The 16,264-nt window shown below is 41.0% G+C and carries 15 protein-coding genes; 1 reads left to right on the top strand and 14 read right to left on the bottom strand.

What is annotated here, in order from left to right; genetic code table 11:
• Positions 1-42: 42 nt before the first annotated feature.
• The 9 genes from ACESZH_RS11635 to ACESZH_RS11595 all read right to left on the bottom strand — a co-directional run bounded on the left by ACESZH_RS11635 (position 43) and on the right by ACESZH_RS11595 (position 8,786).
• Positions 43-1,671 (bottom strand): recombinase family protein, encoded by a 1,629-nt coding sequence (locus ACESZH_RS11635; RefSeq protein ID WP_373215648.1) that lies wholly within the window; start codon positions 1,669-1,671, stop codon positions 43-45.
• A 95-nt stretch (positions 1,672-1,766) separates the two neighbouring features.
• Entirely contained in the window at positions 1,767-1,889 is a 123-nt protein-coding gene (locus ACESZH_RS11630) for a hypothetical protein (RefSeq protein ID WP_279222293.1), read from the bottom strand.
• A 444-nt stretch (positions 1,890-2,333) separates the two neighbouring features.
• Complete coding sequence (locus ACESZH_RS11625; RefSeq protein ID WP_373215647.1) at positions 2,334-2,570, bottom strand: helix-turn-helix domain-containing protein; 237 nt, start codon at positions 2,568-2,570, stop codon at positions 2,334-2,336.
• 1 nt (position 2,571) lies between these two features.
• The gene (locus ACESZH_RS11620) at positions 2,572-2,988 is read right to left on the bottom strand and encodes an RNA polymerase sigma factor (RefSeq protein ID WP_373215646.1); all 417 of its coding nucleotides are present in this window, start codon (positions 2,986-2,988) and stop codon (positions 2,572-2,574) included.
• Between the two features lie 607 nt (positions 2,989-3,595).
• Entirely contained in the window at positions 3,596-5,938 is a 2,343-nt protein-coding gene (locus ACESZH_RS11615) for an ABC transporter permease (protein ID WP_373215645.1), read from the bottom strand.
• Positions 5,922-6,617, bottom strand: a complete 696-nt coding sequence (locus ACESZH_RS11610) for an ABC transporter ATP-binding protein (protein ID WP_018596005.1) — start codon at positions 6,615-6,617, stop codon at positions 5,922-5,924. Before ACESZH_RS11610 ends, ACESZH_RS11615 begins: the two co-directional genes overlap by 17 nt.
• Before the next feature lie 63 nt (positions 6,618-6,680).
• Positions 6,681-7,910, bottom strand: coding sequence for a sensor histidine kinase (locus ACESZH_RS11605; RefSeq protein ID WP_373215644.1), 1,230 nt, complete (start codon positions 7,908-7,910; stop codon positions 6,681-6,683).
• Complete coding sequence (locus tag ACESZH_RS11600) at positions 7,907-8,605, bottom strand: response regulator transcription factor (RefSeq protein ID WP_373215643.1); 699 nt, start codon at positions 8,603-8,605, stop codon at positions 7,907-7,909. Before ACESZH_RS11600 ends, ACESZH_RS11605 begins: the two co-directional genes overlap by 4 nt.
• Complete coding sequence (locus ACESZH_RS11595; protein ID WP_373215642.1) at positions 8,598-8,786, bottom strand: helix-turn-helix domain-containing protein; 189 nt, start codon at positions 8,784-8,786, stop codon at positions 8,598-8,600. Before ACESZH_RS11595 ends, ACESZH_RS11600 begins: the two co-directional genes overlap by 8 nt.
• Positions 8,787-8,945: 159 nt before the next feature.
• On the opposite strand from ACESZH_RS11595, the gene ACESZH_RS11590 reads away from it, so the two are divergent.
• Positions 8,946-9,299 carry a helix-turn-helix domain-containing protein gene (locus tag ACESZH_RS11590; protein WP_373215641.1) on the top strand — a complete coding sequence of 118 codons (354 nt, stop codon included), beginning with the start codon at positions 8,946-8,948 and terminating at the stop codon, positions 9,297-9,299.
• Between the two features lie 59 nt (positions 9,300-9,358).
• Here the strand turns inward: ACESZH_RS11590 and ACESZH_RS11585 are convergent, their stop codons facing one another.
• The 5 genes from ACESZH_RS11585 to ACESZH_RS11565 are packed head-to-tail and all read right to left on the bottom strand — an operon-like array spanning position 9,359 to position 16,248.
• Positions 9,359-10,264: a conjugal transfer protein gene (locus tag ACESZH_RS11585; protein WP_373215640.1), complete on the bottom strand. Its 906-nt coding sequence runs from the start codon at positions 10,262-10,264 to the stop codon at positions 9,359-9,361.
• Between the two features lie 15 nt (positions 10,265-10,279).
• Positions 10,280-11,284: a lysozyme family protein gene (locus ACESZH_RS11580; RefSeq protein ID WP_373215639.1), complete on the bottom strand. Its 1,005-nt coding sequence runs from the start codon at positions 11,282-11,284 to the stop codon at positions 10,280-10,282.
• On the bottom strand, positions 11,281-13,380 hold the full coding sequence (locus ACESZH_RS11575; protein WP_373215710.1) for a CD3337/EF1877 family mobilome membrane protein: 2,100 nt from the start codon (positions 13,378-13,380) through the stop codon (positions 11,281-11,283). Before ACESZH_RS11575 ends, ACESZH_RS11580 begins: the two co-directional genes overlap by 4 nt.
• 41 nt (positions 13,381-13,421) lie before the next feature.
• Positions 13,422-15,872, bottom strand: coding sequence for an ATP-binding protein (locus ACESZH_RS11570; protein WP_373215638.1), 2,451 nt, complete (start codon positions 15,870-15,872; stop codon positions 13,422-13,424).
• The gene (locus tag ACESZH_RS11565; RefSeq protein WP_373215637.1) at positions 15,859-16,248 is read right to left on the bottom strand and encodes a conjugal transfer protein; all 390 of its coding nucleotides are present in this window, start codon (positions 16,246-16,248) and stop codon (positions 15,859-15,861) included. The genes ACESZH_RS11570 and ACESZH_RS11565 overlap by 14 nt, the downstream gene beginning before the upstream one ends.
• Positions 16,249-16,264 lie beyond the last annotated feature (16 nt).

Here is a 16,264-nt window from a genome sequence, read left to right as displayed (position 1 = left end):
TATTTCCCCCAGACTGATTAGGGGATTTAGAAATGTGTGAGATTAGATAACCTTTTCCTCCGATTCTACACTGTAAACGCTAGAAAATAAATGTTCCAGTTCATTTCCGAAGTTATAAGTAATTTTGATTTTGCGGTTTTCGTAGACTTTTATTTCACTTATCATTTCCACCACAATATCTCTGTCCAGTGCTTCAATGTCTTTTAATTCCAAAAGCCTTTTAAGCCAAGGCGTTTCAAAAACATCTTCTGTCACATTGTCATTCTTCTTTTCTTCCAGTGCTTCAATCTGTTTGGAGTAAAGTTCTTCTTTTTTTAGATAATCCTCTCGGTAAGAAAGAAATTCTTCTTTGGAAATCAGTTCTTCTCTGTAATCTTCATATACGGATTTTTTTAGCTTTTTCACACGTTCCAACTCTGCTTTGATTTTGCTAAGTTCCGTATCTGCAATCCTTTTGACTTTTGAAGCTGTGAAGCTCTGCGATTGTACCAGCTCTTTTAAGTTGTCTACGTTGTCAACGATTGCTTTTAAATCACCTAGCACAATATCTTCCAAAACCACCATAGGAAGTGTGTGGGGCGTACAATACTGTTTCCCGTTTCTCTTATATGTTCCACAATAAAGACTATATGTTTTACTTCCATCTGCACGACGCCACATATTTTTTGCCATTGCCCTGCCACAGTCGCCACATTTCACAAAACCAGCAAAGATATTTTTATTCGTTTCCAAATCCAGTTCTCTTGTCCTTTTCTGTAAAAGAGATTGAGCTTTTTCCCATGTTGCTTTATCTATAATCGGCTCATGGGTATTTTCAACGACAATCCATTCTTCTTTTGGCATTTTCTTCTGCTTGCTTCGCATGCGCTGATGCTTTGTTCCCTGTACCATGTTCCCCACATACATTTCTCTGTGGAGAATACTGTTGATTGTGGAATACGACCAGTACGTTGTACTCTCCAGACGGTTACAGTTTTTGTAATTCTCACCATTGACCTTTTTATATTCTGCCGGACAAAGAACACCCTCTGCGTTCAGCAGCTTAGCAATTTTCTGTTTCCCATACCCCTGTATATATAAGGAAAAGATTCTGCGGACAACATCAGCCGCATAATCATCAATCACCAGCTTATTTTTATCCACAGGAGATTTTTTGTAGCCATAGCTTGTAAATGCTCCAATAAACTCACCGGCTTTTTGTTTTGACTTTACTGTTGCCTGTATCTTTTTGGAAATATCTCTTGCATACTGTTCATTGAAAATATTCTTGATTGGGAGAAGCATATCATATGCCTGCTTCATACTGTCAATACCGTCTGTTACCGATATGAAACGGACTCCCATTTCTGGAAAATATCGCTCCAAGTATCTTCCGGTATCAATGTAATCACGCCCGAATCTTGATAAATCCTTTACAACAACACAATTAACTTTTCCATCTTCAATATCCGCAATCATTCTCTGGAAACTAGGTCGGTTGAAATTCGTTCCCGAATAACCATCATCAACGTACACGTCATACAAGATAAAATCTTCTTTTTTTGCAATATACTCTGCTAAAAGTTTTCTCTGATTTCCTACGCTATCGCTTTCTTCCTTATCACCATCTTCTCTTGATAATCTGATATAAATTGCAACATTGAACAAGTCCAATACTTTTTGAAGTTTCATATATCCACCCATTCAACTGTTGCCCTATCTATAATAAGATTATACCACGCTTTACCATAAAAAACAGCCGCTTTCTGTGGATTTCTCATACCAGACTACCCGTTTTGAGCCTTATTATTAAGGTGAGATTTGATGATACGGATAAGCAATTCCTCTGCGGTAAACTTTGATAAAAACTCTCTTTCCACTGTATATCGGATTGGTTCTTTCTTTTCCAAACTTTATCGCCCTCCTTGTTTTGGCTATCTATTCTCAACATACGCAAACAGGCTTATCCAATATACCTGTCTGCTTTCCTTTTTCTCAATAATCAAATGGCTCTGGCAAGCTCCACAGGACTTTCACCTTTCCCATTCTGATGGGCAAACCGTGTCATACGGGTGTATCATTATTCTGATATACAGGTCATGGCAACAACCTTTCCAACAGTTGTTCACAGATCACTGGCGTGGTCGCTCGCCTGTTTTCCCTCCTTTCATGGGTCATGGCGTTCCAGTCTGTCGGCTCGCTGTATATCAAACGTATCTGATTATTGTATTCAGTTGTCAAAGAACACTTGACTGTATTTGCCAGTCTATGAAAATCCACTACTTAGGTAATGGACTTTCATAGATTAACAAGCGGAGCAGAGGAAAGGGGAAATGCCCCGCCCATCAGAATAATTAGATTACGACAATCTCAAAGTTTGCAATCATATCCATGACCGCCTCCTGTATTCTGCCTTTCAATTCGGAATCCACCACCATGTAGACGTTACCGTATTCGTCATACAATTTGCGTAAGCTCAACTTTGATATGTACCCATCATAGAAATTCAAGATTTCCTGTATTGCGGTTTCAACACCATTGGTAGCCGCCACAATCACAGCAAATGGTATATGTTTTTGGTCTCCACCCATGCTATTCTTCCTCCATCATTTTTCGTAATTCTTCCAGAGTACTTGTCCTGTGACGGTAAACAGTGGTGCGTACCACGTTCATAAGCTCTCCGATTTCTGCGTCAGACATATCCATAAAGTATGACAACAAAATGATATTGCGTTTTCTCTCTGGTAAACATTTGAGCGCTTTACTTAACTGGTCGTCAGATACTTGTACTTCCATGCCAAGAACATTGAACACTGTATAATCGCTAGAATATTTGTCATAAACGCCTGCTTTGTTCAATTCCAAATCTGAAATTTCAGAGAATGGAACTTCGTGCTTCAAGTGTCTTGAAATATCGCGGTTATACTTCATTGCTGCTCTTTTAATGACTTTCTTTGTAAGGCAATCAAATTGTGCTTGAATAGCCTGTTGGAAAGAAGATGACTTCATAATTTTCACCTCCTTTCTGCGTGAGAGTAGGTGAGGGCTGTTTTCCCTCACTCCCCCTTTCCGCACAGTAGCTACCCACGCAGCAGCTATTTGTTGCGCTTTTAGGAAAAAATCTTCAAAAACTTTTGAAAGATTTCCTAAAATGCAAAATGCACCTATTTGAAATCTCCAAACAGGCGCATATGAATTATAAAAAGTATTTGATTGATTTAAGAGTTCATATTCAAGGGCAGAAATATATCTGGTAGTGGTCGAATTTTTTTTGACAAACTGAAATATGTCGTACTTTGTCGATATGCTCTATATATCATAGCGGCTACCTCCATTAGCCGCCATTTATATAGTATTAGGGTCGTCGTAAACTGCTGATAGGCAAAAAGAAGCGGCGGCTCTGAAAATCAAAGCCGCCGGAATTTAGAAATGGCGCGTGAAAATACGTCTGCTCTGCGACGGCTTTTTTTCTTTTACCGTCGTCCGGCAGATTTTGAATTATTTTCTTTGTTTTTTAATTTTATCAATGTCAGCTTACTTTAAGATGAATTTTTGCTTACGGATTTGTAAGGTCAGAAAAAGCGGGAAGCATTTAGAGCCTCCCGCTAAAAATGTCTTACTGGACACTAATATTATCTACGATAGACATATTTTGTAATTGTTTTGCTGGTCCTCGTACTGCTAAGAGGGAGGTAAATAAAACAATGACAACTATCAATGCAAGAGGAATAACTGGAAAGTTCCAGACAGTTCCCCAAATATTTGTAATCAGACTTACATAAATAACCCAGTGCATAGGAATCCCTATCATGCACCCCCATATTACTCCGCTTATTGCATAAGTGCCCGCTTCTGCAATTATCATTTTTACAAGCTGTCGGTCACTCATTCCAATAGCCCTCATACCTCCATATTCTTTCATTTTTGCTGCAACTCCCATATTGATTGTATTCATAATATGAAAAATTGTAATCGCAACAATAATAGACAGAAAGCCGTAAACAAGGACAGCGAAAGTATGGTACAGATTTCTTTGCTGTTGAACGTTTGAAAGGCTGTCTAAAAAAATCACGCCACCATTAGGAAACAGGCTTACGATCGCGTCTACATCTGCACTGGAAGCATTGTTCTCAAACTGAATATCTATAATGGTATATCCTGTTTCTCCGGTCAACGCAGTAAAAGTTTCCTCTGAACAGAAAAAAGTTTCCGTTCCCTCTATGCGGGATAAAGGACTGTCAGATAAAATTCCTGCAACAGTAACTATTTGTTCCGTATTGTTGATAGATAGAGTTATATTGTCGCCAATTTGCATATCAGCATTTTCAGTTTGTACAAATAATATTTGGTTTTCTTGTTGAATAACTGTATCTATGGAGCCGGATATTAAAGAGTCCGCCGCCCACCTAAATTGATTTTCCTCATAGGAAATAAGGTTTATATTATAGTATTTTCCGTTACTCTCTGCCGGAACATTATAAGCAAACATACGCCCGTATGCTCGTTTGACAGCACCATTTCGCTTAATCTGTTCTAACTGTTCACTATCAATCGAGCAAGTATTCGTTTCACTTGCTATGGATAATTCCGGCGTATATGCTGGAGGTACAAAAGCATTTTTCATAAAATCAACAAGCGTACTGAATGTAAGGAATAATGTAATGCAGACAGCAAATGCACCTGTCATTAAAATATAATTTCTTTTCTTTGCTTTCGCATGATGAATACCCAGTGCAGTTTCAATTTTAAAAGTCTTTGTATTTGCAGCCTTCCGAAATAAAACCGTTTGTTCCGCATTTCCCGATATGGCCGTAAGGGGAGAAACTTTCGCTGCTTTCTTTGCAGGAGAACGGGCAGCTAGTAAAACAGTTATCAGTCCTAATAGAATACTTGCAATTATGCTTATCCAACTTATACCAAAAAGCGGCATGGACGAAAACCATTGTGGGTTTATTATTCTCATAGCAGCCGACAAAATCCAAACAATCAATATAGATAATATAATCCCCATAGGAATAGCAGTTTTGCACCAATACAATCCCTCTAATCGTACAAAACGCATTATCTGCTTTTTTGTTGCTCCCAGACAACGAAGCATACCGAAAAATTCTGTCCTTTTCGCAACATTACTGTTAAGACTACTTGAAATCATCAGAATACAAGTTAGCATAACAATAAGAGAAAGAATAAAGGCAACTTGATAAATCTGGTTCAAGCCTGTTTTTCCTGCTATCTGTCCCTGTATGCTTAAAAGCGGCACATTTCCTGTTATCTGTTCGTCAGATAGGTTATTGCTTTCTTTAATACTTGCGATTGCATCAGGTATATTACATAAGCGTGAAAATTGAACAATGTAGCTTTCGTCAGCGGCAGAACCGGTAAGAGTTGAAAAACCCTCCGGTGTCATAACAATAATCGGCGTTTCCCCGGCAACTAAACGTGATGTTCTGGTATCATCTAAAAACCCAACTATCAAATAGTCTGTTGTACTTCCGTCTGTTTTGGATAAGCTAACCGTTTCATTCAAAGAAACTGAAGCTGTATCTTTTAGTAAAGAAGATACGGCTATTTCATTTGGTGCGTCTGGATATTCCCCCTCTGTGATCTTGTTTAGAAATATATCCTCAAAAACATTTTTGTCTTGTGCGCTGATTGAAACAGAGTGTCCTTTTACTGAATATCCGGCTTCAGCAGTAATCGTATCATACCACCCGAAAGCTACCGTTTCTGGTCGCGCTGAAATGAAAGCGGCCGTTTGTGTATCAATAGAATGAAATTTATAATGCCAATTTCCGCTTTCTTGCATTTGATGTTGCGTAACCCCTTGTAAGTACATATCTGCAAGCCCGAACATAACCGCAACTAAAAGTACCGCAAGAGTAATGCAGATACGGGTCATTTTACTTTGTTTGTGATGAATTTTTGCAGATATAGGAACGAGTTTAAGATAATGTTTCATTTGCTGTTCCTCCCAAATCTGTTAGAATACCGTCACTAACGCGGAAAACCCTGTCAACCGAAGCTGTCAGATTGTTATTATGTGTAATCATCAAAATTGTTTGCTGAAAGCGTCTGGAAGCACTGATAAGCATATCCATAACATCATGGCTATTTTTGCTGTCAAGATTTCCGGTCGGTTCATCAGCTAATATAAGTTTTGGTTGTGTAATCAATGCTCTCCCAATCGCTACCCTTTGTTGCTGTCCCCCGGATAACTGGCTCGGTAAATGATTGCGACGCTCTGCCAATCCAAGCAGAACAAGAATTTCATTAACTTTTTCCGGGTCTGGTTTACGATAATCAAGCAGAAGCGGAAACATGATGTTCTGTTCTACATTTAGTTCCGGCACAAGCTGAAAAGATTGAAAAATAAATCCTATATTGCGCCGTCTGAAAATTGTCCTTTTTTCTTCTTTCATAGAAAACAGGTTTTGCCCGTCAATGAAAATTGTGCCGGAAGTAGGCGTATCTAAAGCCCCAATGCAGTTTAGCAAGGTGCTTTTTCCAGAACCGGATTCTCCGACAACAGCAGCAAATTCTCCTTTTTCAAGAGAAAATGATACATTCTTTAAGGCGTCTACTTTTGCTTCACCTTTTCCATAAGTTTTTGATAAGTTTTCCACTCTTAAAATTTCCATAAAGCGATAACCTCCTTTCTTCAAATAATAGCAACAGCAGCTTACAATCTGATGAATTTAACCTTACGATTTCGTAAGGAAAGAAAGTGAAAAAATCGTTCCCTCATGTAAAATGCTTTGTACAGAAACAATCCCTCCTTGCCCCTCTATGATAGATTTAACAAGAGGTAGCCCTAATCCAATTCCCTGTGTATCAAGGGAATGTTTGCTACGATAAAATCGTTTGAAAATGTGATGTATATCTTCTGGTGCAATACCGCTGCCATCATCAGATACAAAAAGTCGTAACATAGTAGGCGTGTTTTCCCAAGTAATGCGTATGATTCCTCCCGGTTCAGTATGGTCTAAGGCGTTTTTTACCAGATTTCCAATCGCTTCACTGGTCCAGTCTATATCACAAATCATCTGTACTGTTGGTTCGCCCTCTATGATAATCTGCTTATTTTCCTGTATTGCCCTTGTTGTGAGTTCGTTAATTGCATTTTCAACTACTTCCTTTACAAAACAACTTTCCTTTTCAAAAATAATATTTCCTGTATCTAAACGTGTGATTTTTAGCATAGATTGAATAAGCTGCTCCATACGTTTTAATGCTGTTCCGATTTTGCGGGAAAATTCCATAACAGTATCAATGTTATCCGGTTCATTTTCTATAATTTCCTGATACATCATTAAAGCCGCTAAAGGGGTCTTTAATTGATGTGAAATATCTGAAATTGTGGTTTTCAAAAATTCCTTTGCTTTGTGTTCCGTTTCATTTTTTGATTGCAGCATAGTAGCAAGCTGTTCAATAGAAGCGAACAACTGGAAGATTGCACCCTCACTATGCTGCGGCAAATGGCAGGAATAATCATTGTTAATATAGTTATTTATAATGTTACCCGCTTGTCGGTATAGCTGATTTCTTACCAAAAGGAAAGAAATAACCCCTATAAACAAAAGCACTATTAAGAAAATACAGACAAACAGCGACATACTCAAAGAATGATATTGAAACCGTGAAAAATGTGGAAGCAAAGTTCCCATTGTATTTTTACCAATTCCAAAATCACTTAACAATTTTATTCCTGCGTTATTTGCTTCTGTGGCAGAAATAGCATTTGCAATCACTTCTTCTGAAACGCCTTGCTCTAACAGTGAAGATACAATGGCACTGTCATGTTCCAGATACATAGATTTTGCAGCAGCTATTTGATTTTGAGAAAACCATATAGCAGTACCGAAAATCAGAGCAGCATATATAACGATAAAAAAGCAAAACCACTTTATTTGTTTGTCGCGGAAAATGCTCATAGCTCCACCTCTTTCCACTGATAGCCAAATCCCCGGACAGTTATTAGGTGCTGTGGATGTGAAGCGTCCCTCTCAATTTTTTCACGAAGCCGACGAACATAAACGGACAAAGTATTATCGTCAACAAAATTCCCTGTTCCGTCCCATAAGTCATTTAAAATAATATCTCTTGAAATAATGTGGTTAGCATTTCGTACTAACAGACAAAGTAAACGATATTCTACATTTGTCAGCTCTAATAATTTACCATTTAATAGGACGCGGCTTCCTAAGAGGTCAATGGAAATGTCCCCACATTCTAATACATTTGCTTTATCTTGTGTTGATACTCCTGCGCGGCGTAGTAATGCGCGTATACGGGAACATAATTCTCCTAACTTAAACGGCTTTGTGACATAATCATCTCCACCGCAATCTAATCCTCGAATTATATTAACTTCTTCATCAGAAGCAGTTAAGAAGATAATTGGTATTTGTGTATTGTGTTTTCGGACTTTTTCACAAACTTCAAATCCTGTTCCGTCTGGTAATGTAACATCGAGAATGAGCAAATCATACTTTTCTATTTCAACCAAACGCTTTCTTGCTTCCTCAACGGTTCGGGCAATATCAACATGAAAACCATTTTTATTAAGAGAGTATTGTAATCCATCTATTAAGCTTATATCATCTTCCAGAAGTAATAAATTATTCATGGCGCAGCTCCTTTCCCTTTTTCGTTCTGCCGTCAATCGGCTTTTTCGCGTTCTTTGGTATCAGCCACATACTTCCAAATTTTGAAACACCCGATATGCGGTTCCCCTCACAAAGTTTCTGCACCCGTCTTTCTGAAATGCCCCATTTGCCCGCTGCTTCTGCACAAGACATATATTCCATAAGTCATTCGTCCTTTCTTCAAAATTATCAGTATAATTATATACGGTACAGCGAATAATAGCAAGTATAGAAATAGGCACTATTTAGGTTTGCAATAGGAATTGTATAGACATATCCAAAAAGAAAGAGGAACAGTAAAATGTAATCGGGTGAATGAATATGGCAAAAAGACCAGTAAAAAAATACGACTTCAAGGCTTTTGGGGAAGCGATAAAAGCAGCGCGGAAAGAGCGCAAGGAAAGCCGCAAGAAAGTAAGCGATGAAATGTATATTTCCCCACGCTACCTTGCAAATATTGAGAACAACGGGCAACACCCAAGTTTACAGATTTTCTTTGAACTTATGTTGCGCTATCATATATCCGTAGACCAGTTCCTTTTAGATACGCCGCCGGAAAAGAATACACAGCGGCGGCAGCTTGACGCGCTTCTTGATGATATGAGCGATACGGGTATACAGATTGTGACTGCAACTGCAAAGGAGATTATCGAAGTCGAAAAAAATCACAGTTAATATGGCATACAAAAGGCTTGCAAATCATACTATGTATGAGGTACAAGCCTTTTATCATATTATTTTACAATCTTCCAGTTACTATCTTTTTCCAGCGTCAAATCAAACTGTGAAATCTGCGTTGCCTTTGTCCTCTGGTCGAGATACTTCACTGATACCGATACATTCACTTGTTCACCGTCTTGTATAAAGATTGGATTTACCAGCTCCGAGAACACATAATCACAGTTGACAGGTTCCAGCACATTCCCCGATACATAGTAGGCAAGCTCTTTTTCTGTTGCAGTAGGGTACAGCTTGAAGAATGTTTCCAAGAACTCTGTCACTTCTTCCGTAGTGGCAGCGTCCACCGTTCCATCTGATTCCTTTGCTTTTGGTTCATAGCCGGATTTTGTCGGTATGCTGCTGATGGTCGGATTCTGTGTAATCACCATGTTTTCGTTATCATCTACATGAACCACTACCATGTAAGCGGAAGTGTAACCGATAGAAGTTTCTCCCTCTGTTACCGTTTGATCTACCGAGTAGACAACGGTAAAGTCGTCCGTTCCAGCCGCTTCAACCTCCCAAATCTTAACGTCCGTCACCGTAGAGCTTGTAGGTATATCCTGTCGTACCGTATCGACATTCAAATCCTGCAAGCTCTTTGTAAGGTACTGGTTAATGGCTGCGGTTCTTTTCTCAATGGATTCCTGCGTGTTGCTCCAAGAATAATAGGACTTCGCAAAGGCTTTTACAAAGTTCTCTATCTTGTTGGTATCAACAATACGTTGTTCAATGACTTCTTTCTCATATACCGTGTGCATATCAATGGCGGTGAAATTCTTATACACCCCAAAGCTGACACTGGCAATCAGCACCAGCCATAAGGCAATCACGGTTTTCTTATGCGTGCCGACTTTCATCACAGGCACTTTTTTCTCTTTCTTTGGTTTCGATTCCTTATCCTTTTTCTTAAATAGCATAGCACCATTCCTTTCTTATTTGGTTTTCACCCGTCCGGCACCAATCAAGTGTTGCTGCCAGTACGAGCTTGTTAAATCTGCATATCCGATAGGGTCGCCAGCATGATACATTCTGTTGTTTCCTGCATAGATTCCTACATGAGTGACGTATGTTCCAGCATTATAGGTCGAGTGGAAGAATACCAAGTCACCAGCCTTTGCCTGTGACAGCGGTATGTGCTGCGTAGCGTCATACTGTGCCTGTGCGGTACGAGGTAAGCTGATACCAGCTTTCGCATAGCACCAAGACGTAAGACCAGAACAATCAAAAGAAGTGTTTGGATTGCTGCCGCCATAGACATATTTCCAGCCTTGATACTTCAACGCTTCATTGAAGATTGCCTGTGCGGTTGCGTCACTGAAACTAGGCACAGCCAAATACTGACTGACTAATTTTACATAGAACATATTCCCGTACTTGTAACGCCAGCCGCCATTTTCTTTTATGGCAATCTCATTATTGTATGTAACCGTTACGCCGCCGGACTTGTCCTTTGCGAAGCTGACCGCCAGCTCAAAAGTGTACTTTCTCCCATGACCGGAAACGTAATCAATGAAGCCGCCGCCATAGTTATAGGACTGTACCACCGTGTTGATGTCACAGCCTTTCGCTTCTGCGGATTTCAAAAGCTCCGAGAAGTATTTACACCCCTGTTTGATGGAATCCTCCGTAGACAAGGAATTAAGCGGCAAACCAAGTGATTCACTGGCTTGCATAACGTCTGTCGTGCCAGTGCCACCGGATTCCACCTGCATAATCGCAAGCAGATAGTTCACATAGTCAGAGATTCCGTATTCCTTTGCATACTTTTCTACCGCAGGCTGATGTTTCAAGACTTCTTGTGACAGGTTCAGTCCAGAAAAATCAAGACTGGAAGAGCCGCTTTCTTCATCATCTGCGGTCACGATAAACAAAAACAGGAGCAGACAGATAATCACTGTGAAAATCCCACCGAACACAGCGAAATGTCTTAACTTCATTTCTTGCCGCCTTTCTTACTGGTAGATTTCTTCACAGAAGATTGATTTGTGGTCTTTTTCTGAACTGTTTTTGTCTGCGACTTTCTCTGCACAGTCTGTCGTGAACCATCTGTAGCAGCTTGCGAATGTTTACTTACTGCTGATGAAGCCTGTTTATCTGCCGGACGGGATTCTCTGATAACCTGTGTTCTCACATTCTCCTGTGATTTTGTTACAGGCTCTTTAGTCTTGCTTGACTGTGGCTGCTCCTTTGTCACCGTGACAGGACGCTCCTTAACATTCTGCTCTGGCTTTGAAGCTACCGCCTGTGAATCCGATTTTACAGGAACAGGCGTTGTCGCTGGTCGCTCATGCACCGGGGCAGCTCTCTTTGTCGCTGATCCGGCGGCCTGTCGCTCCTTATCCTTTGATTCCTGCTTGTCCTGTGCCTTATCCACAATCGGACGCTGCGGATTCTGTTTCTCTGATTGCGGCTGCTTCGATACCGATTTTTTATCCACGATTCCACGTTTTGAAGTAGATTGCATTTCCTGTGTCTGGCTGGATAAGCTATTATGTACTTCTGATTTTGACGAATCTTTCTTCTGACTCATGTTATCGGATAAAGCTGGCGGCTTACTGCTACCTCCACTGTAAGGAGTGGACGTATTATGGTTTGGTCTGGTATGACTTCCGCTTGACGATTTTGTATTGTCTGCTTTTTTCGTTGAAGCAGAAGCAGCCGCTGCACCAGCAACACCGCCAGCAGCACCAGCCGCAACCGTTCTTCCGATTTTACGCTCTAAGCGTCTGGCTCTGCGGCTTAGAAACATATAAGGTCTACGCATGATACGTCTGCCAACCTGCTGTGTATCGTTTGCCTGTAAGCTGAACATAGACATTAAATCTCCCAGCTTCATGTAAATACCAGCAAACGTCACTATCTGCAAAAAGGCAACCATAAAGAACGGATAACCAGCAGAAATAGAATAAAACATAGTGGATATGCTGAAAGCTGTGGTGATAATCAGCGTAATGCCGGCACGAAGCATAATCGTATTGAACAGTTTTGTAAGTGCTTTTTTCGCCATGCCCTCATAAGTCGGAATCATAGACAAAATAAAGCTGACAGGCAAAAACATAGCGTAAATGATAAACAGCACCTGTGAAAATATCATCATGCCTGTGAGCAGGAATACAAAAATCGAAATACCGATATTGAAAATAAACAGGAATACGACTGTACCCAATCGGCTCATGGTCTTTGTAACACTTAAATTCGCATTATCCTTGTCCTCAATTTCATCAATCACAACGTCCTCTCTATCGTCTGTATCTGGACTTGCCGATAACAGGCTTTCCACACGGTCAGAACCAAGCGTTTCTATATCCGATTCCCCGTACTGTAAGAGCAGCCACGGTTGTTTCACTTGTATGGAAAACAGACTGTCACGAATTAAATCCACACTGTCTTTTCCCTTACTGTTGGAATCGGGCAGCACGATCTTTGTACCGAGTGACAAAGCAGAGCTGCTTATATCTGATGAAAAGTCGTTGATTTTGCTGATATAGTTTGGGGCATAGGCAATAAAGGATGCTGACAGGATAAATACCACAAGAAAATTGACTACCGCATGAACCGCTTTTGTGGTTTCCCTCTTGATAAGTCCTGTGTAAGCTACATAGATACCCATTACCAGAATGAGAATAAGCAGGAATCCCACATAAAATCCCTCACTGGAAAAGCCGCCGGAAGTAACGCCAGCTAATGTCTGAATGTTCTTCCCGATTGAGCTTGCGGTATCAGAGATAAAGTCCAGCTTGTAGGCTTCCTGTACCACATAGCCTGTCGCATTTGAGATATAAAGGCTCACCGTCCAGACAAAGTTTGTGATAGCATACAAGCCATACTGAATACTTTTTCCGATACCGTCCAGCCAGTTCCACGGTAGCCAATCCCAAGAGCTGTCAACGTAAAAATCAAGCTGGTAATTCTCTAGGGGATATTTTGAATAGGCGTTAGCGTCGCTCACGGTATTATCAACCAGTCCAGCCGCATGAGCTACCGTACCCGTGATTGCCAGAAACACCAGCACACCGAGAATCACCGCAAGCATGATAAGCAGATAGTGGACTATCTTTTTCTTACGCATAGGCTTCACCTCATTTCCTCTGTCTGTACTGGCGGTCTGGTATCAAAGGCATGGAACAAATCAGCGAATACAGGGTGAATCTGGATAACGCCCACACGCCCGTACAAATCTTGCAACAGGCATTGCCCGTTTTCCAAATCCCTAAGCCTTTTCTGGTTGCCCTCGTCCTCCTTATCCACACCGAAAAATTCAAGGGTATTCTTGATTTCCTTTATGTCTGTAGAACGGAACGCAAACTTTAAGCCGATATTGTTCTTCATCTTTTCATCGTCCACATCACCAGAGTTTTGCGTAACGAAGTAGACAGCGGCGTTCATGGAACGTCCAGCACGAATCAGCTTGTTAGACAGTGCTTTTCCCTGTGCCACCTGTAGGAACGTCCATGCTTCGTCCAAGTCCACCATCTTGAAAATGCTGCGGTCAGAATGGATAAAATCAAGGGCAAAGGTACTAATGACAATCAGCATAGCCACTGACAATAATTCCATTGTGGTGTATTCTTCAAACTTCGTGTCCTTATCCGGCAGCACAAGGTCTGCCACCTGTATGATGTTGAGCTGTCTGTCTAAACTGATGGATTGCTCCACATCACCGTCCGAGAACAAGAGGTGTGCAAAGTCATAATCGGTCATGCTTTCGATATGGTCTGCGATATTTTCTGCCACAGGAGAGCCGTCTTTGCGGAGTTCATCAATGACACGCAACAAGCCACGCTGCCTGCTCTGGGTAACGGAACGGATTGCACGCCTTAATACAGGGAATTTCTCACCATCACGGGAAGAAATACCCGTAAGGAATGTAAGTATGTCGATTGCCAGACTTTCAGCGTCCTTTGTACGCTTCATAATCACATACGGGTCAAGAAGTCCTTTGTTCTTATCCTCACTGGTAAGATTGACAATTTTAATTTCATTCGCTATGTCGGGTAAGGTTTCCTGCCAGTTGCCACGCTCTGATTTTGGGTCTACAATGACCGCTTTTCCTCCAAACAGCACCGCATAATAGATGATAAGGTTGTTGCAGAATGACTTCCCACCGCCGAGCGAACCTAAAAACGCTGCCGCAAGAGCATTGGTGACCGAACCTTTTACACCCTGTGCCGCAAGGCTAGGTTTCAGATAGACGTTCTTCCCTGTGTCAAGGTTGTAACCGATATAGATACCGTCCGTTTCCCCAAGCTGCTGTGTTGCACCAAACCCAAGTCCAGCGAGAAAGTCACTGGTAACATACTGGATATAATCATTGATGTAACGCTTGCTTGATGGGATAAATTCACCATGAAGTCCTAGCATATCCCCGAATGGTCGTACCAGCTTCACATTCAAATCGTCGTAGAAGTCTTTGACTTCATCACAGCGGCGTTTCAGCTCGTCCAAAGAATCCGCAGCCACACGGATAACGTAAGAGAGCTTATACATGGATTCTTTGGACTGATCTAAATTTGTTTCCAGCTCATTGACCGAATCCAGAGCGTCCATGACGTTACTTCCCGTTTCGTTGTTGGATTCCCACGCATGGTTATCCAAGTCTTTCAATTCCTTTTTCTTGTTACGGACTGTGGTTAAGGCTTTCTTGTTCGTTACAATCTCCACATTCATAGAAGTGGAAACGGGGAACGTGAATTGCTGCTGTTGGTAGTAGAAGATTTCCGAAGATGGAAAATCCAGTTCACCCACGATATTGTTAATCGTGAAGTAGGCAACATACGTTGTCTGATCTTCACGCTCAATCTTTAGGTATCGCTGATTTTCGATAATCTGACAGCGTGTAGGCCGGATAAGGTCATATCGTTTTACCAGCGTTTCACGCTTCAATTTCTTTACTGGCAGCTCATAGGAATAGTCACTGTAAGCAACACCCGTATTCCCGTAGATATGTTCCAGGAGATACCCGAAGTCGTTTTTATCCAGCCTGCGGAACTGAAAGCGGCGTGAGATTTTGTTTTCCAAGAGTTTTTCCATCTTCATATATCGGTTGATTTCATCATTGCTCATGGAAACAAAGTCGCCCATCAGCTTGTGGTTGACTTCATAGATAAAATCTGCAAAGGTCATAGCTGCTGATTTTCGCATGGCTTTCAGATTGATTTCTTCCTCATTCACCAGCAACTTGAAACCAAGGAAAAAGCGGTAGTCAATCTGATTTTCCCCAATCATTTCAACCAACGCTTCGGTCTGCTCATCTACCTTTTTACAGGCAATCTCTTTTAACCTGCCTGTGATTCCCTTTTTGGAACGCTCCTGTACCGCACGCAAGCTGTCCTCTGTGGCAATCTGTAGGGCATGGATTTTTCCGTCACGGTTCTGGGCGATAAGCTGACGGAAGTTATCATGCACCATGTACTTTTCCTCTGGTGACAAAAACGAATAATTGTATGGTGTCAGCTCATAGTAGGCAAAACACTCACCGTCATGGTTGAACACCAGATTGTTTTCAATATATTTAATCGAGAACATACATCACACTCCTAACTGCGGTCACGCTTGCATTGAATTTCTGATTTTTCAGTTTGACAGCTTTTCCTGCATAGGTTACTTTTGGACGGAGCAAAAACGAGATACAGGATTTTAAAAATCCAAATGGTTTCTTTCCGTCAAAGGTCTTTTGCGATACAAACCAAGTGAACGCTACAGGAATTCCAAAGTATTTGAGAAAAGCACCGTCAATCATGGAAAGTGGCGGCAGCTCCCCAAAGAGAATCACCACGAACAGCGACAGGACAAACCAAGCCATCTGGCTGAACGTGACAGGAAATGGGAGCTGAAAGTCATTGATTGCATAAATAACTTTCTCCACGCTCCAAATGCTTGTATAGCTTTTGATTTTCTTCAATTTTCACAGTTCCTTT

The organism is Ruminococcus sp. 5_1_39BFAA (genome assembly GCF_964240875.1).
GTDB lineage: Bacteria > Bacillota > Clostridia > Lachnospirales > Lachnospiraceae > Blautia_A.
Note: the sequence above shows the minus strand (reverse complement) of the source record. Positions and strands in the feature narration are given on the sequence as shown.